Annotated in this window: 18 protein-coding genes and 1 tRNA gene; 12 read left to right on the forward strand and 7 right to left on the reverse strand. The window is 65.5% G+C overall.

The features are described from left to right. Positions 1–348 (forward strand): GntR family transcriptional regulator, encoded by a 348-nt coding sequence (locus HNP84_RS19165; RefSeq protein WP_312925200.1) that lies wholly within the window; start codon positions 1–3, stop codon positions 346–348. Here HNP84_RS19165 and HNP84_RS19170 read toward each other — a convergent pair. Both HNP84_RS19170 and HNP84_RS19175 read right to left on the reverse strand, forming a co-directional pair. Then, positions 341–523, reverse strand: a complete 183-nt coding sequence (locus HNP84_RS19170) for a hypothetical protein (RefSeq protein ID WP_185051081.1) — start codon at positions 521–523, stop codon at positions 341–343. The two genes, HNP84_RS19165 and HNP84_RS19170, sit on opposite strands and share 8 nt — an antisense overlap. Next, positions 520–735, reverse strand: a complete 216-nt coding sequence (locus HNP84_RS19175) for a hypothetical protein (protein WP_185051082.1) — start codon at positions 733–735, stop codon at positions 520–522. The genes HNP84_RS19170 and HNP84_RS19175 overlap by 4 nt, the downstream gene beginning before the upstream one ends. A gap of 149 nt (positions 736–884) precedes the next feature. On the opposite strand from HNP84_RS19175, the gene HNP84_RS19180 reads away from it, so the two are divergent. Both HNP84_RS19180 and HNP84_RS19185 read left to right on the forward strand, forming a co-directional pair. Beyond that, the gene (locus tag HNP84_RS19180) at positions 885–1625 is read left to right on the forward strand and encodes a helix-turn-helix domain-containing protein (RefSeq protein ID WP_185051083.1); all 741 of its coding nucleotides are present in this window, start codon (positions 885–887) and stop codon (positions 1623–1625) included. A 2-nt stretch (positions 1626–1627) separates the two neighbouring features. Further along, positions 1628–2104: an NUDIX domain-containing protein gene (locus HNP84_RS19185; protein ID WP_185051084.1), complete on the forward strand. Its 477-nt coding sequence runs from the start codon at positions 1628–1630 to the stop codon at positions 2102–2104. Here HNP84_RS19185 and HNP84_RS19190 read toward each other — a convergent pair. The 3 genes from HNP84_RS19190 to HNP84_RS19200 all read right to left on the reverse strand — a co-directional run bounded on the left by HNP84_RS19190 (position 2072) and on the right by HNP84_RS19200 (position 3524). Next, positions 2072–2638, reverse strand: coding sequence for an HD domain-containing protein (locus HNP84_RS19190; RefSeq protein ID WP_185051085.1), 567 nt, complete (start codon positions 2636–2638; stop codon positions 2072–2074). The two genes, HNP84_RS19185 and HNP84_RS19190, sit on opposite strands and share 33 nt — an antisense overlap. A gap of 72 nt (positions 2639–2710) precedes the next feature. Continuing rightward, a complete protein-coding gene (locus HNP84_RS19195) occupies positions 2711–3166 on the reverse strand; it encodes a GntR family transcriptional regulator (RefSeq protein WP_312925202.1) in 456 nt (151 codons plus the stop codon). Positions 3167–3179: 13 nt separating this feature from the next. Next, a complete protein-coding gene (locus HNP84_RS19200) occupies positions 3180–3524 on the reverse strand; it encodes a hypothetical protein (protein WP_185051087.1) in 345 nt (114 codons plus the stop codon). A 140-nt stretch (positions 3525–3664) separates the two neighbouring features. On the opposite strand from HNP84_RS19200, the gene HNP84_RS19205 reads away from it, so the two are divergent. From HNP84_RS19205 to HNP84_RS19225, 5 genes are all read left to right on the forward strand, one after another. After that, entirely contained in the window at positions 3665–4393 is a 729-nt protein-coding gene (locus tag HNP84_RS19205; protein ID WP_185051088.1) for an XRE family transcriptional regulator, read from the forward strand. Positions 4394–4915: 522 nt separating this feature from the next. Beyond that, positions 4916–8419 carry a helicase-related protein gene (locus HNP84_RS19210; protein WP_185051089.1) on the forward strand — a complete coding sequence of 1168 codons (3504 nt, stop codon included), beginning with the start codon at positions 4916–4918 and terminating at the stop codon, positions 8417–8419. Next, on the forward strand, positions 8416–11136 hold the full coding sequence (locus HNP84_RS19215) for a DUF1156 domain-containing protein (RefSeq protein ID WP_185051090.1): 2721 nt from the start codon (positions 8416–8418) through the stop codon (positions 11134–11136). Before HNP84_RS19210 ends, HNP84_RS19215 begins: the two co-directional genes overlap by 4 nt. A gap of 8 nt (positions 11137–11144) precedes the next feature. Then, positions 11145–14525 (forward strand): DUF499 family protein, encoded by a 3381-nt coding sequence (locus tag HNP84_RS19220; RefSeq protein WP_185051091.1) that lies wholly within the window; start codon positions 11145–11147, stop codon positions 14523–14525. A 257-nt stretch (positions 14526–14782) separates the two neighbouring features. Continuing rightward, a tRNA-OTHER gene (locus tag HNP84_RS19225) sits at positions 14783–14845 on the forward strand. Between the two features lie 308 nt (positions 14846–15153). Here the strand turns inward: HNP84_RS19225 and HNP84_RS19230 are convergent. Next, positions 15154–15993, reverse strand: a complete 840-nt coding sequence (locus HNP84_RS19230; RefSeq protein WP_185051092.1) for a TIGR03620 family F420-dependent LLM class oxidoreductase — start codon at positions 15991–15993, stop codon at positions 15154–15156. 96 nt (positions 15994–16089) lie between these two features. Here HNP84_RS19230 and HNP84_RS19235 point away from each other — a divergent pair, with 96 nt between their 5' ends. Then, positions 16090–16956 carry a LysR family transcriptional regulator gene (locus HNP84_RS19235; protein WP_185051093.1) on the forward strand — a complete coding sequence of 289 codons (867 nt, stop codon included), beginning with the start codon at positions 16090–16092 and terminating at the stop codon, positions 16954–16956. Between the two features lie 162 nt (positions 16957–17118). Continuing rightward, on the forward strand, positions 17119–18210 hold the full coding sequence (locus HNP84_RS19245; RefSeq protein WP_185051094.1) for an alpha/beta fold hydrolase: 1092 nt from the start codon (positions 17119–17121) through the stop codon (positions 18208–18210). Between the two features lie 287 nt (positions 18211–18497). Here HNP84_RS19245 and HNP84_RS19250 read toward each other — a convergent pair whose 3' ends face one another. Beyond that, on the reverse strand, positions 18498–19328 hold the full coding sequence (locus HNP84_RS19250) for a helix-turn-helix domain-containing protein (RefSeq protein WP_185051095.1): 831 nt from the start codon (positions 19326–19328) through the stop codon (positions 18498–18500). A 402-nt stretch (positions 19329–19730) separates the two neighbouring features. Between HNP84_RS19250 and HNP84_RS19255 the strand changes: the two genes are divergently transcribed. Next, positions 19731–20510 (forward strand): SDR family NAD(P)-dependent oxidoreductase, encoded by a 780-nt coding sequence (locus HNP84_RS19255; RefSeq protein ID WP_185051096.1) that lies wholly within the window; start codon positions 19731–19733, stop codon positions 20508–20510. A gap of 170 nt (positions 20511–20680) precedes the next feature. After that, positions 20681–21349 carry a HEAT repeat domain-containing protein gene (locus HNP84_RS19260; protein ID WP_185051097.1) on the forward strand — a complete coding sequence of 223 codons (669 nt, stop codon included), beginning with the start codon at positions 20681–20683 and terminating at the stop codon, positions 21347–21349. The last annotated feature ends 6 nt before the right edge of the window (positions 21350–21355 follow it).

Below are 21355 nucleotides of genomic sequence, written 5' to 3' on the forward strand. Positions count from 1 at the left end.
GTGCTGAAAGCTGGGCTGGTGGTCAAGAACACCGGCCGTCCGCACTACCTCCAGATCGCCGACGATCTCCGGGAGCAGATCCGGCGCGGGGATCTGGCGCCCGGTGCCGCGCTGCCGTCAACCCGGGAACTCGCTGCGGCGTACGGCGCGTCGCTGAGCGTGGTGAAACTGGCGGTCGGGGTGCTGCGGACCGAAGGACTGGTGATCGGCCAGCAGGGCAAGGGCGTGTTCGTGCGGGACGGCGACGAGTCGCCGGCGGACGAGCTGAGCGAGCTGCGCGCGGCCGTACGGGAGCTGTCGGAGCGGGTCGCGCGCGTCGAAGCGGCGCTGTCGGACCGACTCAGCTAGCGACGCCGTTGCGGACGTGGCAGCCGGTCACCCGCCGCGCCAGCGACGCGCTGATGCTGACCGGGGCATGGTGCAGACTCATCGCCTTGTCCTCGCGGCGGATGCCGACCAGGACCGCGATGTAGCCGGCGAGGAGCACGAAGGCGAGCACAGTGGCCAAGGCGAGAACGATCATGACCGGGCCGCTCCCTTCTGAGCGATGCCGCGCGGGTCACGGGGCGGACGGCGAGAGTCGCGCCGCCGCCTGCGCGCCTTGCGGCGGGCGGCGTCCTTCCTGAGCCAGCGGTCCCGCGCCAGGCACTTGCGGCAGCGTGTCTGCCCGCGCGCCAGGATGGCACCGCAGGCGCAGGACGGCGTCTCGTCCAGCCGGATGGTCAGGTAGATCATGGTGGCATCACGTCCTTTCGGGTCAGTGGTGGCGTGCGCTACCGAGAGTGCGCCGAACGGGCAGGACGAGATCACTGCATGACGGGACATGTTCAAGACGTCCGTCATACGATGTGCGGGTCCCCGGACGTCCCTGATGAGCAGGTGAAATGGCGAACGAGCGGTTGCGGGCGGCACTGCTGGCCAAGGGCATGAGCGTCGCGGAACTGGCCGAGGCGATCGGCGTGGACCCCAAGACCGTCGAGCGGTGGATCGCCAAAGGCCGCGAACCGTACCGTAAGCACCGTTACGCCGTGGCCGCCCTGCTCGGCGCCGACGAGACCTACCTGTGGCCGCAGGCCCTCACCCGCGAGCAGGTGGCGTCGGCGTCGGAGAGCGAGATCGTCACCGTCTACCCGCACCGCTGGAGCGTCCCCAGGGACACCTGGGGACGGCTGTTCGCGCACGCCGCCGAGGAGATCGGCGTGCTGGTCTACAGCGGGCTGTTCCTGGCCGACGACGCGGGCATGGTGCGGCTGTTCGGCGAGAAGGCCGGCGCGGGCGTACGGGTACGGATTCTGCTCGGCGACCCCGACAGTGCCGAGGTCGCCCAGCGTGGCGCCGATGAGGGGATCGACGCGGTGATGGCCGCACGGATACGCAACGCGCTGGTGCTATATCGGCCGTTGCGCGGCCGGGAGAACGTCGAGATCCGGCTACATGCCACGGTGCTCTACAACTCCATCTACCGCGCCGACGATCAGCTTCTCGTCAACACGCACGTGTACGGCACGCCCGCCGCCAACGCCCCCGTGCTGCATCTGCGCAAGGTGATCGGCGGCGACATGGTGTCCACCTATGTGGAGAGTTTCGAACGGGTGTGGGCGCAGGCGAAGCCGGTAGAGTCCTGATCATGGCCAGCCGGATCGACTACTACGACGACCCGGACGCGCCCGCGGCCAACAGCCTGGTCCCGTCCGTGAACGTCATCGTGACCAACGAGGCCGGGGACGTGCTGATGATCCGCCGCTCCGACAACGACAACTGGGCCGTGCCCGGCGGCGCGATCGACCTGGGCGAGTCGCTGCCGCAGGCCGCCGTACGCGAGACGCTGGAGGAGACCGGTATCCGGTGTGAGATCACCGGCCTGGCCGGCACCTACACCGATCCGCGGCACGTGATCCTCTACACCTCCAACGGGGAGGTGCGGCAGGAGTTCTCGATCGTGCTCACCGCCCGGTATGTCGAGGGTTCGTTGCGGGAGAGCGAGGAGTCGCGGGAGGTGCGCTGGGTGCCACGCGGCGAGATCGGCTCGCTGGCCATGGATCGGTCGATGCGGATGCGGATCGAGCACTTCCTAGCCGGTACGGGGCTGCCGCACATCGGCTAGCGCCGCCTCCACCGCCCGTACCGAGGCCATGATGCATGGGGTCGCGGCGGTGATCGAGCGGCTGACGAGATGATCGGGGCCGTAGCGGGTGTGGATCTCGGCCAGCCGGTCGATGACGTCCAGGTGCCGCCCGTCCGGGTCGGTGGTCATGTCGCAGTAGGTGAGCGCTTCGGCCAACTCGGGATGTTCCTCGTCGAACTCGCTCGTCAGGGCGTCGAACAGGTGCCGCTGGCCGGCCTCCATGACCGCGCACGAGTGGTGCGCCACCAGTCGGCACAGGGTGTTGTCCGCTTTGGCGACGTCGCGGAGGTAGCGGGCGCCGTCGAGCTGGTGCATGCCCGTGTCGACGAGATCCGGGGCGTACCCGATGTCGTGCAGGTAGGCGGCGGCGACCAGCGTATCGGCCTCATCGCCGAGGATCACGGCCAGCGATTCGGCCCGCCTCGCCACGCCCTGCGTGTGCGCCCAGCGTCGCGGAAGCGGCTTCTCAAGCAGATCTCGGGCCAGGTCACGGGCCCACTCAACGGATTGCACGTCTTCAACGATGGCGCGCCGAGTCCTGGGACATCAGACATCCGAAACGGACGTCCCAGGACGTCCGAGAAATCACGATCCGCGAACGTAGCGGCCTTTGCCATGTTCTGTGACGATCAGCCCCGCACGCTCCAACTCGGCCAACGCATGCCGCACCGTGTTCCGCGACACCTGGAAGCGCCGCCGCAGCTCAGCCTCGCTGGGCAACGTGTCGCCGGGCGCGAGGTCACCCCGTGCGATCTGCCTGCGCAGGTTATGGGCGATGAACGCGTACCGGTACAGCGCCACAGACGGCTCGCTTCCGCTCACCACGACGCGCCCCTTGGCGGGAACGGTCACGATCAGGCCCTCGCCCTCCAGGACCGCCAGCGCCCGGCGTACGGTGTTGCGGGCAACGTGGAACTCCCTGCACAGTGCCACCTCAGAGGGCAGCACCGCCCCCGGCGGATACTCGCCCAGGGCGATCCGCTCCCGCAGCCGGTCGGCGATCTGGGTGAAGATCCGCCAACCGGTCAGCCACTGGCTCACGGGATGCCCGGCGTCAGAACCGGTACGCCTGCGCGATCTGGTGCAGGTTGAAGGAGATCTCTCCCTGCTCCCCAGGATTCCACCCCGCCGCAGCGGCTTCCTGGACGCGAGCGACGGCCCGGGGCACATCGGTGCACGACACCCGCTCGTCGGGCTGATCGCCCCAGTAGAACCACATGAACGGCAGGTGCACGTACACCCTGCGCGTGACGAGGTGGACGTCCATCACCTCCACCCGCGGCCGGTCATCGTCGCCGATGACGAACGCGGCGGTGACGCCGCGTTCGGCCAGCTCGTTCCGCAACGCCACCAGCAAGGCTTCCTGATAGGCGCGCTGCTGCCGCTGAATCGTGTTCATGGAAGGGTCCTCTCGGGTCGCTCTGACTGACGCTCCGAGCCTGCTGGCGAGGGAGGAACCTCTACACCGCAACTTGGGGACGTCTGGGGACGTCTTGTGTTAACGTCCCAGGTGGCAGCCCTACCCCCGGAGGTGCCCACATGACCGAGTACCTGCGCAACGCACTCGCCAGGGCCCGCCTCACCCCCGCCGACGTCGCCACCCACCTCGCCGTCGACCCCAAAACCGTCGACCGCTGGCTCAAGGGCCGCACCCCATACCAGCGCCACCGCTGGACCCTCGCCGACCTTCTCGGCGTCGACGAAGCCGATCTCTGGCCCGACGTCGCGTCCCGCCGGCTCCCCGTCACCAGCGAAGTCCGAGCGGTCTACCCGCACCGCTGGGCCGTACCCCGTGCCGTCTGGCACCGCCACTTCCAGTCAGCGACGAAGGAGATCGCGATCCTGGCCTACAGCGGGCTGTTCCTCGCCGAAGACACCGGCCTTCTCCACCTCTTGGCCGACCAGGCCCGCGCCGGCGTCCGAGTCCGCATCCTGCTCGGCGACCCCGACAGCCCGCCCGTAGCCGCACGAGGCGAAGAGGAAGCGATCGGCCCCGAGGTCATGGCCGCCCGCATCCGCAACGCCCTCACCCTCTACCGGCCCCTCACAACCATCGACGGCGTAGAACTGCGCCTCCACCGCACCGTCCTCTACACATCTATCTACCGCGCAGACGACGACCTCCTGGTCAACCCCCACGTGTACGGAACCCCCGCCCCTAAGGCTCCCGTCCTCCACCTCACGGCCACCCCTGGGCCGGGGGCAGCGACCACCTACCTCGATAGCTACGAACATGTCTGGTCCGCGGCACAGCAAGACAGCAGTTGATCCGCGCAACCAAGATCGAAAGCAACTTATCTGTTCGTCATCAAGGGCGGTCCGCTCCGCGGCCCCCCGCGCGTTGGACGGCCGCCGGCCGCGCTGCGGCTCTTCGGCCGGTCGCGGCCGGCGCCGCCCACGCGCCAGGTCCACCGGACGAACACCTCAGCCATAGAAGTCTTCCTGCAGTCACAGTGATCCCTCCGTAAGGCTGTCGCCCCGCTTCCGTTCCTCGGGCCTGGCGGCCCTGCGGTACGGGTCGGGTTGCCACCGGATGCCGTCATTACGCGCCGTTGATGGGACTACTACTCCACACCGCTGGGATGCAACATCTGGCTAGCTTGATCGCCACCAGCGGTTCGACGTGCACAGGACTCACCAGCAGTCACTCGACTAAGCTATGGTCAATGATGCTCCTATGGATGCTCAGCGCTCGGTAATGGGCCATCCACGGGAAACCAGACCTACCGATCGGTGGAGACGGTTACAGTTCTCTGTGACGATTTAAATGAGGACACGCAGGGGCAGCGGATGGATGAAACATCAGGGGACTCGCTGTTCTCTGTACTGACTGTCGGGGCAACCGTGAACGGCCTCGCTGGCCCCGTTTCCGCGAAGATCCTCTCAGTCGACCGGCTCACCGACGATTCCGCATCGGTTGCTTACCGCACGGAAGAAGGCGGACTCGGAGAGAAGATCGTGTTCGCCGACATGCTGCCGCATCTCAAAGCCGTCAAACCTGGTAGCGCGTTCACCTTCGATGCCTCATCGGATGCGTTCCTCCTCGCCGCCGAAGCACGGCGAATGCGGCTCGCTCACCTGTTTGATCCGCTCTCCGCCCTTGGTACCTCCGACGTGGAGCCACTGCCGCACCAGTTGCGTGCCGTCTACGGCGAGATGTTGCCCCGCCAGCCCCTGCGCTATGTCCTCGCTGACGACCCCGGCGCGGGCAAGACCGTCATGGCCGGACTCCTCATCAAAGAACTCCTCCTGCGCGGCGACGCCGCCAACGTCCTTGTTGTCGCGCCCGGCGTTCTCGTCGATCAGTGGGATGAGGAGATGCGGGAGAAGTTCTCCCTTGACTTTGAGATGCTCATCCGGGACAAGATCCTCGGCGAAGCTAACCCGTTCACTCGCGGTGGTCTCTGGCTGGCTCGCCTCGACGTGCTTGCCCGCAACAGCGAAGGTGTCCTGGATAAGGCGTGCACGATCGATTGGGACCTGGTCATCTTCGACGAGGCCCACAAGATGTCGGCCTCTGTGTGGGGTAGCGAGGTTAAGAAGACCAAGCGGTACCAGATGGCTGAGGAACTCGGGAAGCACACCCGTAACCTCCTCATGATGACCGCGACCCCGCACTCGGGGAAGGAAGAACAGTTCCAGTTGTTCATGGCGCTGCTCGACTCTGACCGGTTCGAAGGCGTCGCCCGCGAGGGAACTCGGAAAGTCGACGTGTCCGACATGATGCGTCGCCTGGTGAAAGAAGAGCTCCTCACCTTCGATGGCACTCGACTGTTCCCGGAGCGGTTCGCCTACACCGTCAAGTACGAGCTTTCCCAGGCGGAGAAGGATCTCTATCGCGCGGTTACCGAGTACGTGCGCGAGGAGATGAATCGGAACGATGCCTCTGAGGGCGACAAGCGGAAGAAGGTCGCGGTCGGCTTTGCTCTCACCACCCTGCAGCGCCGCCTCGCTTCCTCGCCTGCGGCCATCCACCGGTCGCTGGAGCGACGCAAGAAGCGGCTTGAGGGTGAACTGCACGAGGCACGAATCATGGCCTCGGCGCCCAAAAAGGACGATTTTGACGTACCCGAAGATGAGGCCGACCTCGAAGAACTCACCGACGCTGAGCGTGAGGAACTCGAAGACAAGGCCGTCGCTGCGGCCACCGTTTCCCGTACTCCGGAAGAACTCCAAACCGAGATCAAGGTACTCGACCGACTCCTAGTGAAGTCACTCAAGGTCAAGACCAGCCTCACCTACGCGAAGTGGGACGCGCTACGCGACACCCTCGACGAGGCCGACGAGATGCGCGACTCCACCGGTGCACGCCGCAAGGTCATCATCTTCACCGAGCACAAGGACACCCTCGACGACCTCGTTGGTCGACTGACCAACTACCTCGGCCGAGATGACGCCGTCATCACCATCCACGGCGGCACCAAGCGCGAGGACCGCAAGAAGGCCAAGGAGATCTTCGAGCAGGACGAAAATTGCGTCTTCCTCGTTGCCACTGATGCCGCCGGCGAAGGCATCAACCTCCACAAGAACGCACACCTACTCATCAACTACGACCTCCCGTGGAACCCCAACCGCATCGAGCAGCGGTTTGGACGGGTCCACCGCATCGGCCAACCCAACGTCTGCCACATGTGGTCGCTGGTCGCGAAGGACACCCGCGAAGGAGACGTGTACACCCGGCTGCTGGAGAAGCTCGACGAACAGAGAGCGGCACTCGGCGGGCGAGTTTACGACGTGCTCGGCAAGTTGTTTGAAGGCAACAGCCTGCGTGACCTAATGATTCAGGCCATTCGCGAAGGCGATCGGCCTGAACGGCAGCGCTACCTCACCGAGGTTGTTGACGCGAAGGTCGGCGACGGCATTGCTGAACTCCTTGAAGAGAATCAGTTGGTACCCTCACGTCTCGACGAGTCCGAGATTGACGAGGTCCGCAAACAGATGGAGCGCGCTGAAGCCGCCCGTCTTCAACCGCACCACGTCGAGGCGTTCTTCCACAAGGCGTTCAAGGACCTCGGTGGCAACCTTCGCATGCGCGAGCACCATCGATACGAGATCAAGACCGTGCCGAGCGACATCAAGGAACATGACCGGCTCACCGGCTACGGCGCTCCTATAGTTAACTCCTATCACCGCATCACCTTCGACCCGAAGTATGTGCGTGTCCTCGGTAACAACCACCTCGCCACCCTGATCCACCCTGGGCACCCTCTCATGTCCGCGACCATGGGTGTCATTACCGACCGGCACCACGAGGCACTCCGACGTGGAACCATCCTCGTCGACCGTGCCGACCTCAACATCGAGCCCTACATCGTCTGTCTCCTTGAACACGATGTGACGGATGGCCGCGTAGGCAGGGATGGACAACCTCAGATCATCTCCCGCCGTGCCCAGTACGTGCGCATCGACCCCGGCGGCACCATCACAGCACTCACTCAAAGCCCCATTCCCAACCTCGACGCCGTCACCGACGAAGAGCGCGAAGCAGCACAAGCCATACTCAAGGAGTCGTGGTGCCAGGCCGCTGACCTGGGGTCCCGTATCGTCCGGCATGCCTCCAGCACCGTGGCGCGGGATCACGTTGATGCGGTAACCGCACGCACCATCGAACGAGTTGCCAAGACCGAGCGACTCGTGCGCGACCGGTTGACCAAGGAGATCAACTATTGGGACCAGCGCGCCTTCGAGTTGCGAGAACAGGAACGTGCGGGGAAGAAGACGCGGCTGCCCGCTGAGCAGATCGAACAGCGTGCCGAAGCCCTTTCTCGTCGTCTTGGTCGGCGGCTACGCGAACTCGCCAAGGAACGTGACATTTCCGCGCGTCCGCCTCGAGTCACCGGTGCATGCCTCGTCATCACCCAAGGCTGGATCGACGCACGGATAGACTCCGAAGCCGCAGCTCACCGGGCGAAAGAAACTGCTCGTATCGAGAGACTCGCAGTCGACGCTGTGCTCCGTGTTGAAAAGGTGCTCGGGCACGACGCGACCGAGATGCCACACAATAATCCCGGCTACGATGTTGAATCCGATACCCCCAACGGGCTCGACTTCATCGAGGTCAAAGGGCGATTCGAGGGAGGCGACAACTTCGTCCTCACCCGCCAGGAAGCCGTTACCGCACTCAACAAGGGCAAGCACAGCGTCCTGGCGCTCGTCCGCGTTCTGTCTGACGGCAGCACGACAGTTCGCTATCTGCGCCAACCGATAACCACGCCGATTGACCCACGAGCAGCTCGTGTCGAGTTCGACTGGGAACCATTCTGGAACGAAGCCGAGGAGATGGACCAGCAGTGACCGAGAACAACCGCAAGCGGAAGCTGATTGAAGTTGCCCTTCCCCTCGACGAGATTAACGCCGCCTGCAAGGCCGACAAAGACCGGAAAACCGGTACCATCCGCAACCTGCACAAGTGGTTTGCGCCCATGCCGCTCCCGGCCTGGCGTGCGCTCCTATTCGCCGCGCTAATCGACGACCCCGAGGACGACAACCAGCGCGTCTACCTGCTCGATGTTATTAAGCGTCTGGTTGCCAATGGGGCTGACTTGCCCGACCAGGACACCCTCGACGAAGCGAAGGCACTTATTGAGAAACAGTTTCCCGAGGGCCTTCCAATCGTCATGGACCCGTTCTGCGGGGGTGGTTCCACGCTCGTCGAAGCACAGAGGCTGGGTCTAAGAACCGAGGGATCGGACATCAATCCCGTACCCGTGCTAATCAGCCGTACCCTCACCGCGTTGTTGCCTTCAGTGACCGGCTTTCAACCGCGGCACCCACATGGTGCCTCCGAACTGGACGCCTCTATGTCGGCTCACCAAAGTCGGCTCTTCTCCGACGCCCAAACGCCCTTCAGTGGCCTCGACGGCCTCGTTCGGGATGTCGAATTTCACGCTGAACGTATTCGTCAAGCGGCCATTGACCGGCTTCGGGATGCCTTCCCTGAGACACCTGGGGAAGTTCCGGTGGCCTGGCTGTGGGCTCGAACTGTTCCATGCACTAATCCTGCGTGCGGTGTCGAGACGATTCTGACCACGACATGGTGGCTCTCCAAGAAGAAGGGCGACCTCGCCTGGGTTGAGCCATACATCGACCAGGGGCGCGTGATGTTGGAGGTGCATAGCGGCAAGCGGTCGGGAGGGCCGCAGGACCCTCCTAAGGTTGGACGAGGCGCTTCGTTCGCATGCGTCGCTTGCGCTCAGGTTGTGACCGAAGAGGATGTGCGTCGGCTTGCAGAAGCCCATCAAATGGGACTTCGCATGGTCGCGGTAGCGACCGACGTGGATGGTCGGCGCTGTTATCGAGCGCCGAACCCACACGAGGAGCGCGCGGCTGCGGATGTTGTAGTGCCGGAGTCGGTATCGGAGGTCGGTCTTGGCCCAGCCAACCAGTACGTAGCGCCTCCAAGGTACGGACTTACTAAATTCCGGGATCTCTTCACGCCTAGGCAACTCCTGACCATCAGCACCTTCGCGGAACTGGTCGCGGCGACGCCCGCTCGTATCCGGGACGAGGGCGGCAGCGATGAATGGGCCCGTGCCGTGACCACTGTTCTGGGTCTTGCAGTAGGGCAACTCGCTCGCTTCGGATCCAGCCTATGTCAGTGGCGTCTACGAGGTGCGGCCAATTCCAAAGCTGAGGCTGCGTTCAGTCGTGCCGATCTGCCCATGATGTGGGACTTCGCCGAGACATACTTCGATGGAGGGTCCGTTGGAGACTGGACTCAGATTTGTAGGTCCGTCACTCGCGCTTTCCCGTACGTTGTTAGCGGCGGTTGTGGAAAGGTAGTGAGACGCGACGCTAGGGAAGCCATCGGTAACGGGCAGGCGCTCGTGGCTACCGATCCGCCGTATTTCGATGCGATCGGGTATGCGGATCTGTCGGACTATTTCTACATGTGGCATAGGATCGCGTTTCGTTCCGTTTATCCCGATCTCTACCAGACCATTGCAGTGCCCAAGTCGGGTGAACTGACAGCCTTCCCCTGGCATGCCGGAGGCACAAAAGAAGCCGCGCGGAATTACTTCATCAACGGTTTTACCGAGACGTTCAAGAGCCTTCAGCAGGCTTCTACCCCAGGGCTTCCTCTCCTAGTGGTTTACGCGTCGAAGGAGCAGAAGGGGGGACGTGAAGAGGAAACGCGTTGGTCTTCAATCCTGACCGCGATCATTGATGCTGGTATGGAGATCACAGGCGCATGGCCTGTTCACGGTACAGGCAGCACTCGCATGAGAGGTATCGGTGCGAATGCCGTCGCCGCCTACATCGTGATGATCTGCCGTCCTCGTGCACAGCAGGCCGGTTCATGCACGCTCGCTGAATTCAACCGCGCTCTTCGCCGAGAACTAGGCCCGGCAGTTCGCGATCTGCAAGCGGCGTCAATCCTCCCAGTAGACTTGGCGCAGGCGGCCATGGGGCCAGGGATGCAGATTTACTCGCGCTATCGGGCGGTTCTTGACCAGTCAGGATCGCGTGTGCCAGTCGACAGGGCTCTTCGCCTCATTAACCTCGCTCTAGCCGAAGTTCTCGATGAGCAGGAAGGTGAACTGGATCCCGAATCGCGGTTTGCAGTCCGCTGGTGGGAGACCCACGCTTGGGACTCGGCTTCATTCGGTGAGGCCGACAAAACGGTACGTCCTTTGGGTATCAGCGTCGACGATGTCGCTCGTGCGCAAGTGATCACCAGCCAGGGGAGCAAGGTTCAACTTCTCGGCTTCGGTGACCTGGACCCAACTTGGGTACCGTCTGGAGATATGCGCCCCACAGCCTGGGAAGCCGTCCACCACTTGGCTCACCGGCTAATCGACCGAGGCGGGGAGTTGGAGGCCGCGCGGCTCATGGCCGTACTCGATAACTTGCGGGATCCGGCCATGGCACTGGTGTACCGCCTGCACGACATCGCAGCGAAGAAGGGGCGGACGCGGGACCAGGAGCGCTACAACGCGCTGATCAACTCATGGGCCGAGCTGGTGAAATTGAGTTCTGACGGTTCTATCGCGAATGAAGGGCTGTTCTAAGGATGGCGTTGACGAACAAGGAACGGGTTGGACGTGTCCTTGATCTGGTGGCGGAGGGCCTTGGCCCGTGGATGATCGCGCTGCTGGAGGTCAAGTACGGCACGGACTGGGCTGGCCATGTGGTCCGGGCTGCCGGCCCGACGAACCGCGACACGACGCCGAACCCCTCGGACCCCGCCTACCTGTTCTGGATCTTCGACAAGCAGTGGCACAGCTTGTTCCGCGATCACTTGAGTTTCGAGGACAAGCGCGCGGTGTCGGCACTGTGGGATGCTCGTAAGGAGTGGGCGCACGGTGCCAAGGTTGCCTCAGATCGAACCGAACGTGTCCTCATGGATGGCGAACACCTGCTGCGTTCGATCGGTGCAGTCGAGCAAGCGGACGCGGTTGATGAGATGCGCCGGGAATTCCGCCGGATCATGTTTGAGGAGGACCAGAAGCGCATTCAACGCGCCAAGGAGAGGTCCCTATCCGTGCAGGTCGACTCGACCGGTCTCCCGGCATGGCGCGACGTGGTGGAGCCGCACGACGACGTGGCGCGAGGGTCGTTCCAGTTGGCCCAGTTCGCCGCTGACCTGCGGCAGGTGCACCAGGGTATCGCTGGACCTGAGTACGGCGACCCGACGGAGTTCTTCGGACGTACCTACCTGACCCGTGGACTCCGGTACTTGCTGGAGCAGGCCGTCCAGCGCCTCACCGGTGTCGGGGGGGAGCCGGTGATCGACCTGATGACCACCTTTGGTGGAGGCAAGACCCACTCGCTGCTCGCCGTCTACCACGCGGCCTCCGGCGTGTCGGCGGACAAGTTGCCCGGCATGCGTGAGGTCCTCGACAACCTCGGCATCAGTGACCTTCCTGCCAAGGTAAACCGCGCCGTCCTCGTCGGCAACGACCTGTCCGTCCTGGGGTCCACCAAGCCAGACGGCACGGTGGTTAACACGATGTGGGGCGAACTGGCGTGGCAGTTAGGCGGATCCGAAGGGTTCGCGATGCTCGCTCGGTACGACGCAAAGTCTGCGCCTCCGCCTACCACCGACCTTGAGGCGTTGTTCAAGAAGTTCGGCCCCTGCGTCATTCTCGTCGACGAGTGGGTCGCTTATCTGCGGCAGTTGTGGTCCCGTGATGACGTGGCCCCGGCGGGCACGTTCGACACCCACATGACGTTCGTGCAATCCCTGACCGAGGCGACCAAAGCAGTTGCCAACGCCCTGCTGGTAGTGTCACTGCCTGCCTCTGAGCTGGTCCGCGACATGCACATGGCGGACGCGCCTATCGAGAACCAGCACGAGATCGGCGGCACCGCAGGGCTCGAAGCGCTGCGTCACCTCCGGTCGGTGATCCACCGCCTGGAGACCGCATGGCAGCCCGCCTCTGTCGAGGAGTCTTTTGAGATCGTGCGTCGGCGTATCTTCAAGCCGTTCGGCAGTATGGAGACCGCCAACCGCGACCTGGTGGTCGGGAAGTTTCTGAACCACTATCAGAAGCACGCCGCCGACCTTCCCAACGAGGTCATGCAGCCTGGCTACCGGTCGGCGATGAAGGCCGCATACCCCATCCACCCGGAGTTGTTCGACCGGCTCTACCAGGACTGGTCCACATTGGAGCGGTTCCAGCGAACCCGAGGTGTCCTGCGACTCATGGCAACCGTCGTGCACGCATTGTGGACCAGCGGGGACAAGTCCCCGATGATCCTTCCTGCATCCGTCCCGATGGACAACCAGAAGGTGTTCGAGGAGATCACTAATCACCTCGACGACACCTGGAAGCCCATCGTGGACGCAGACATCGCCGGTGACGGCTCTGCGGCCTCCACCATCGACAACGAAATCAAGATTCTCGGTCGTTCAATGGCCACGAAGCGCGCCGCGCGCTGTGTCTTCCTCGGCACTGCGCCGATGGCGAACCGCCGTGAACGCGACGGCTCCCAAGCTCCTGTGCGAGGCATCGAGCAGAAGCGAGTCGTCCTTGGCTGCACCTACCCCGGCGATAACCCTTCCCACGTTGCTGACGCGCTGCGTCGCCTCGGGGATCAGGGTAAGTACATGAACCGGGACCAGGACCGTTACTGGCTGAGCCTGCAGCAGACGGTCTCCCAGATTGTGCAGGAGCGTGCGGACGCCTACCACGAGGACCAGGTTTTTGACGAACTCGCCGCTGTGGTCCGGCGGGAAACTGACAAGGGCCTGTTCCAGCGGGTTCACCGATTTCCGGCAAGCAGTATCGACGTGCAAGATGACCCCGGTATCGGGCTTGTCATCTTCGGCCCCGATCGGGCTTTCTCGAAGAAGGCCAAGTCGAAGGCCGAAGACGCTGCGCTGGAGTTCTTGAACAAGCGAGGGACCAACGCCCGAATCTACAAGAACAGTCTTGTGTTCCTCGCCCCCGAGGTTGACCGGGTCGACGTCATGCTCACCGCGGTCCGGAACCGCATGGCATGGGAGTACATCCTCGACAACAAGGATTCCCTCAACCTCGATCAGCACAACATCAAGTTGGCGACCCAACGGGTTAAGCAGGCCGAGCAAACCGTCGCCGACTCGATTCGTGAGGCGTACCGGTGGATCCTCGTCCCGCATCAAGAGCCCGGCAAGGCCAACGTCGATCTAGAAGCCATCCTCATGAACGGCGAAGGTACCCTCGTCGAACGTGTCACTAAGAAGGCACGGGGAGAAGAATTCATTGTCGAACGATTCTCCGCGGCGCTGCTTCGCATGCAAATCAACCGCCTCGACCTGTGGAGGGAAAAGCGCCACGTCCCCGTCGATACGATGGCTGGCTACTTCAGCCAGTACGTCTACATGCCCAAGGTCGTCGATCCCAAGGTAATCATCGACTGCGTGTGGCAGCTTGACGAGGTTCTCCACATCGACTTGGACGGCTTCGCCTATGCGGACGCCCACGAAGGTGACCGCTATGTGGGGCTCACGTTGAAGAAGCCGGCCGAAGTGCGCCCAGGCGGCCTCATTGTTGACCCAACGATCGCCAAAGCACAAATCGAAGCGGACACCGCTGCCTCCGCAACTACGGGCAGCACCAGCGACGAAGCACAACCCGGCGAGCCCACTGGCGCCACTAACCGGGAAAACCCGTCGAAGGTCGGCCTTGCAGGTAAGCCCACCGTGACCGGTGGAGGCGGCGCAACACAGGTGACCAAACCTCTCACTCGATTCCAGGCTACGAAGGAACTGACCTCCGCCCGCGTGGTGCGGGACGTATCTCAGATCTACGAGGAGATCATCTCCCACTTCGTCGGCGCCGGAGTCGACGTCAAGGTCACCCTCGACGTTGAGTCCAACCAGTTGCACAAGCTGACCAATGACCAGCGCACTGCCATCCGAGAGAATCTCAAGAGCCTCGGCTTCGGCGACGACGACTGGTCAATGGAGTGAACCGTGCCGAGTTTGGTGGGGTCAACCAAGTTGACTCCACCAAAGCCGGAGTACATCAAGGTCTCCACGAATCCCGGGGTGCTCCTCTTGAGGACTGAGAACGCAGTCCGTGTGACCTATTGCCATAGGAACACAAAGCCCATCCGCTTGCCACCGAGTGACGTGGTGCAAGCCTCTGTGGGGGGCGGGACATGCACGGGATGATCTTGCAAAGGGAGCGGGCTGCGCGAGACGTTCGCGCAGCTCACACCGTATGAGCCCGCCGCGCGGCCACCGCTCTCCTAAAGCGGGTGCCGCAGGTTCGAATCCTGCCGGGGGCACGCTTCTCGACCGGCAATCCGGCCTCCGACCTGCGGTTTCTCTGCCGCAGGTCTTTGCTTTCCAGACCCCTGACAGCTCGCCGAGAGCACCCGTGCGCAGCCGTAGGACCTTGATCACGGGATACTATGCGCGATGATCTTGGCTGTGTTTCCCCCAGCTCAAGGAAACAGTTCGGCTCGTCCCTGCGTCAGAGGAAACCTGAAGCGCTCCGGGTCTGACAGAGGCTCGATTCTCTGAGGGGATCGAGTCCCCGTCCGCCTACCCGGCAGAGCTTCGCGAGCGTGCGGTACGACGCGTGCCCGCCCGGTCACTCGGGCCTGGTGGCCAGTACGGCGTCGGCGACCGCTCGGAGGGTGGCGATGGGGTCGTCGCCGAGGGGGTAGACGCCGACTTGGTCCGCGCCGGCATCGAGGTGCGCGGTCAGGTTGCGCGCGAGGTCGGCCGGGTCGCCGTAGGCGAGCAGTGCGTCGATGACGCGGTCGCTGCCGGTGCCGGAGAGGTCCTCGTCGGTGAAGCCCAGCCGCCGGAGGTTGCTCGCGTAGTTGGTGACCTGCAACGCCTGCCCGGGCGGTGCGGCCCGGGCGACGGCGCGGGCCCGCTCTACATCGGGCTCCGCAAGCGCGAAGTGGCCGGGTAGGAGCAGTTTGCCCGGCCCCAGGATCTCCCTGGCCCTCCGGGTGTGCTCGGGCGTGACCATGCAGGGGATGGCACCCGCGGTGCGGTCGCGGGCCAGCCGCATCATTCTCGGACCGAGGGCGGCCAGCACCACCCGCTCGGCCGGGACGCCGGCCAGCGCCAGTTGGTGCAGGTAGGACACCAGGGTGTCGTATGGCGACGCCCACTCGGCGTGGACCTCGCGGTGCCCGACCCCGACGCCGAGAATGAACCGGCTGGGGTACCTGGCGACGATTCGGTGGTAGGAGGCGGCGACGATCTCGGCGTCGGCGGTCCACACGTTGACCACGCTCGTGCCGACCACCAGCCGGGTGGTGGCGTCGAGGAGCTTCTCCGCGAAGGCGAGGTCGGCCGGTGGCGACGCGTCCAGCCAAAGCGTGCCATAGCCGGCCCGCTCCACCTCCACCGCGCTCTCCGGGCTCACCTCATGCTCGCGTAGGTGGGCGCCGAGCAGACCCAGGTCGATGTTCATGATCCGATCCCAGCACCACGCCCCCATCGGAAACCAGAACCAGTTCCGACGCGCTCGATAACCTGGGGGCATCGTCGCAGAACAGGGGGCGGCTCGGTGGAACTGCGTGCACTGCGCTACTTCGTCGCGGTGGCCGAGGAACTGCACTTCGGGCGGGCCGCCGAGCGGCTGCACATCGCCCAGCCCGCGGTCAGCAGGCGGATCGCCCAACTGGAACGGGAGCTTGGAGTCCGGCTGCTGGACCGTTCACCGCGCCGGGTTCGGCTCACTGCTGCCGGGCACCGGGTGCTCGCCGCGGCGCGTGATGCGCTCGCGGCCGTGGATCGGGTCCAGGCCGCCGCCGGTGCGCGGGCGGGCACCATGCGCATCGGTACCGCCGCCGGGTTCACCGCGCGCCTGGAGCGCGGGATCGACGCGCTGCGCGAGCACCCCTCGGCGCTCGGCGTCGACGTCGTACTGGTCGACCTTCCACTGGAGGCTCGTCTGGACACCGTACGACGGGGGGAGATCGATCTGGCACTGGCTCGGGGGGTGCGTTCGGCACCCGGGCTTAAGGTGCTGCCGACGTGGACGGAGCAGCTGTTCGCGATCGTGTCCGTGCAGCACCCCGCCGCCGGTCGCTCGACAGTCGGCTTGGCCGATCTCGCCGTCGACGAACTGCGGATCCCGTCGCGGGACCACGCCCTGTTCCTGCCGGAGGCTTTGACGGCCGCGATACGGAAGGCCGGGGTCGAAACTCGGGCCGATCGCCTTGCCGGGACGGTCCAGGACACGATCGTCGAAATCGGTTTCAATCCGCGTAGCTGGACCGTGCTGCCAGGCGACCAGGTCGCGGAGATCCGCTCCACCCGGGTGCGGGCGATCCCGTTCGCACCGCACACCACGATCACCGGCAGCGTCGTGGTACCGGTCGACCTCCCGCACACCTGCGCCGCCGCCCACCAGGCGGCCTTCGGAGATTGACCCGTCCACAGCAAGATGCGAACCCGACGCGGTGCGGGCACCGCCGCGGAGGGTCGCGGACGATGAGACCGGCCGCCACGCCGGTCACGCCGACATCCTCCGCGAACTGATCGACGGCACGAGCGGACGCTGACCCCACCACCTTCTCCAGGACAGGAACACATGATCACCGCAACACGGCCGTTGCCACGCCGCCTCCTCCGGTCCGCGCGCACGGTGGCGACCATCGCGCTCATCACCCTGCTCACGATCGGCACCGCCGCCTGTTCCACACCGGCCGCGACGGCCACACCCACTGCGACTTCCATAGCGACCTCGGCTCCCCCATCGACCGCGACCACCGCCGCCCCCTACGCCGCCGTCACCCGGGACGATCCGGAGTTCGCCAAGACCTTCCGGCACGAGTTCGCCGAGGTCGACGGCGTCCGCATGCACTACGTGACCGGCGGCAGCGGCAGCCCGGTGGTGCTGATCCACGGCTGGCCCCAGACCTGGTACGGCTGGTGGCCGATCATGCCGGCGCTCGCCGAGCACCACACCGTCTACGCTGTTGACCTTCCCGGACTTGGCGACAGCCACGGCTCACCGACCGGCTACGACAAGGCCACCCTGGCGCGGTACGTGCACACGTTGATCGCCGACCGGCTCAAGATCCGAAACGCCGCCGTCGTCGGCCACGATTTCGGCGCCGCCGTGGCATTCCAGTACGCCGGCCAATTCCCCGACGACACCACCCGCCTCGGCTACTTCGACCTGCCGCTGCCCGGGCCCGCTGTCGATGCGGCCACATACCGCTCGCTGAGCTGGCACATCGCCTTTCACTCCCAGCGACGGGTCCCGGAGGCGGTCGTGGGCGACAACGTCCGCGAGTACCTGGCACTGTTCTATCCCCAGGTCTCGTTCCGCGGTTCGGCGTTCGGCGGCACCTCGGATCGGTCCCCGTTCACCGACATCGAGATCGACGAGTACGCACGGACCTACAGCCGGCCGGCAGTCCTGTCGGGCGGCTTCGAGCTCTACCGCGCCCTCGACAAGGACGTCCGCGACACCGCGGCAGCCGCACCGGTGCGTGTCCCGACCCTGCTCATGGCCGCCCAAGGGCAGCTCGACGCGATCCGGGCCACGGTGGCCCCGCGGATGACCAAGATCGTACGAGCGGTGGACGTGCCGCGCGCAGGGCACTGGCTCGCCGAGGAGAATCCCTGGTTCGTCACCGCGGAGCTGTTGCGCTTCCTCGGCAGTTCCGGGCGTTGATCTTGCCGGTCGTGGCGCTGTGGGGACCGTCCTGGCCCCGGCCGGTCATCGGTCCACGATCGGGGACGGCGAGATCGTACGGCGGCGCGGCTACTGGAACCCCCCTCGCCGTCCTTGAGGCGGTGGGCGGCGAGGAGAGCATGCGCGACACCTTCGACGTCGAGGCCGGATGGCTTCGAGGTTCTACCCGGTCGAGGCGGCGCCGCCCGCGCGGCCATCTCCGGCGCGAGCGGGATGCCGTCCGGCCGGTGGCAGATCGTGGCGACGGCCTGCGCGTCGCCGGTCCCCTATCCGGTGAGTGCCTGGGTTCCCAGGACGGCGAGGAGCGCGAGGCGTTCGGCGTCCTCGCTGCCGGGTTCGGCGGTGTAGATCATGATGCGCAGGTCGTCGCCGGCGACGACGAGTACGTCGCAGTCCAGCGTGATGGCGCCGACGTGCGGGTGGTCGATGGTCTTGCGGGCGGACTCGTGCCGGCCGACGGCACCGGATTCCCAGAGGTGATCGAACTCGGCGCTTTTGGTGCGCAGTTGGGAGATGAGGTGTCGCAGTCGCCGATCGGCCGGATAGCGGCTTGCTGTTCTGCGCAGGTCGGCGACCTGGGCGGCACGTAGTGCGCCCCGGGATTCGGGGGTGTGACGTATGCGGGTGCCGGTGCCGAGGAAGTTGCGCCACACGGCGTTGAGGTCGTTGCCGTGCCATTCCCCCATCAGCGCCGTGTACAGGGGGTTGGCGAGCAGTTGGGTCCATGCGGCGTCGAAGACCGCGACGGGTGTGCCGGTGAGCCGGTCCAGCATCCGCTGGACGCTGGGCGTGATGTACGCCGGGACCGTCTCCGGGCCGGGAGGAGCGAGGCCGGCGAGCTGGTAGAGGTGGGCGCGCCCGCCGCTGGTGAGCCGCAGGGCGCGGGCGAGGGCTTCGACGACCTGCGCGGAGGGGTTGGTGGCCCGGCCCTGTTCGAGGCGGGTGACGTAGTCGACGGAGATACCGGCGAGCTGGGCCAGCTCTTCGCGCCGCAGCCCCGGAGCGCGCCGGCGGCCGCCGGTGGGAAAGCCCACCGTGTCGGGTGAGACCTGGTCACGCCAGCGCCGCAGGGCTGCGCCGAGTTCTGTCGCTGCCATACCAGACAGTGTGGCTCATATCGCCTAAGCCGGTCCTGGTACCGATAGTCCTATGAAGGCGGGTGTACTGCCTGTTCCTGGGGTTTGCGCCCATTGTGGAAGCATGACAGCGACAGGGACGCCCGCCGCCCCCGCAGTGGGCGCTGGATGGTCGCCCTATGCGTCGGCACTGATGACGACGTTCTGCGGCTGGACGGGGTGCGTCCGGGGGCGGGCGTCGTCGATAACGGTACGGGCCTGCCCAGCGCCGCCCCACACAGCTCGCCGAGATGTGCGCCACGGCCGGCGTCGCCCCGCAGCCGGTGGCTGAGCGGCGATCATGTCGATCTTTGCGAAGTATGACCTGGCTCCAGGAGAGCCCACCCCGGCCACTGCGGCCGGTCCCCGAAAGGAACAGCCATCATGAGCGACCTCGCACTCGTAACCGGCGCCTCCTCCGGAATCGGCAAGGCATTCGCCGAGCGCCTCGCCGCCGACGGCTACGACCTGGTGATCGTCGGCCGGCGCCGGGAGCGGCTCGAAGAGTTCGCCGCCGCCCACCCCGAGGTCAAGGTCCGCCCCGTCGTGGCCGACCTGTCCACCGATGCGGGCATCGACGAAGTGGCGGAGATCTGCGCGAGTGAGCCGCTGACCCTGCTGGTGAACAACGCGGGGGTGGCCCACTACATGCCGCTCGCCGACCTGCCCGCCGACAAGGCCCGCGAACTCGTCAACGTCAAGGTCCTCGCCCCCACCCTGATCACCCGCGCCGCCGTCGCAGGCATGCAGGAGCGCGGCCGGGGCACCATCATCAACGTGGCCGGCATGATCGCCTTCAGCGGCCCGGCGCCCAGCACGGTGATGCCCCGTCGCGCCACCTACGCCGGCAGCCTCGCCTACTTGGTCGCCATGTCCCAGACCCTCAGCGCCGAACTCGAAGGCACCGGCGTCCGGGTCGAGGTCGTCTGCCCCGGTGTGGTGGCCACCGAGTTCCACGAGCGCCAGGGCATGGACCTGAGCTCTGTGCCCCGCATGAGCGCCGCCGACGTCGTCACCGCGGCCCTGCGCGGCCTGGAACTCGGCGAAGTCGTCTGCGCCCCGGGCGTCGAGGACGTCACCCTTCTCGACAAGGTCTTCGAAGCCGACCTGGCGGCCTTTCGAGGCCAGAGCCCCGAACTCGCCACCCGCTACCGGGCCGGCTGACCAACCGAAGAACGCGGGACCCCGGCCGGGCGACCGGGGTCCCGCGCCGTTCGACGCCTTCCCCGGGTTCCCGGGCGGTCACAGGATGTCGCCTGGCCGTCTCACGGCGTGGCGCCGCTTGACCTTGACACAGTGACAAGGTCTTCGCTGTAGCCATGGAGGTGGTCCCGATGACCATGCCGGAACAGGACACGAAGGCGACGCGCGCTCTCCAGGAGCTGGAGAACAGCAGCTCGTCGGTACGGCTGCAGGCGGCGCTGGCGGTCGGCACGGCCCCGGACCCGCGGTTCATCGACACGCTCATCGAACGGTGCGCGGTCGAGCCCGATTTCTTCGTACGCGACATGCTCACCTGGGCACTCACCCGCCACCCATCCTCGATGACGGTCCCGAAGCTCGTCGATGAACTGGGTTCGGAGCGTGCGCAGGCGCGGAGCCAGGCGTTGCACACGCTGTCCAAGATCGGGGATCGGCGGGCGTGGCCGGCGATCACGCGGGCGCTTCTGACCGACGCCGACGACGAGGTGGCGCGGAGTGCCTGGCGGGCAGCGGTCGTACTCGTGCCCGAAGGTGAAGAACCCGAGCTGGCCGGAGTGCTGGCGACACAGTTCGGGCGCGGTGAGCTTGAGACGCGGTTGAGCCTGAGCCGGGCGCTGATCGCGCTCGGTGAGGTGATCATGCCAATCCTGCGCGCCGCGATGACGGATTCCGACCCTCGCGTGCGTCAGCATGCGATCGCCACGGAACGGCTGCTGCGCGATCCTGATGCCGGTTTCGAGTTCGCGATCGAGGAGGCGAAGCGCGTCGTAGCCCTCGGCGCGACCGGCCAGGAGGAGTGAGCAGGC

The sequence above is a fragment of the Thermocatellispora tengchongensis genome (genome assembly GCF_014202315.1).
Taxonomy (GTDB): domain Bacteria; phylum Actinomycetota; class Actinomycetes; order Streptosporangiales; family Streptosporangiaceae; genus Thermocatellispora; species Thermocatellispora tengchongensis.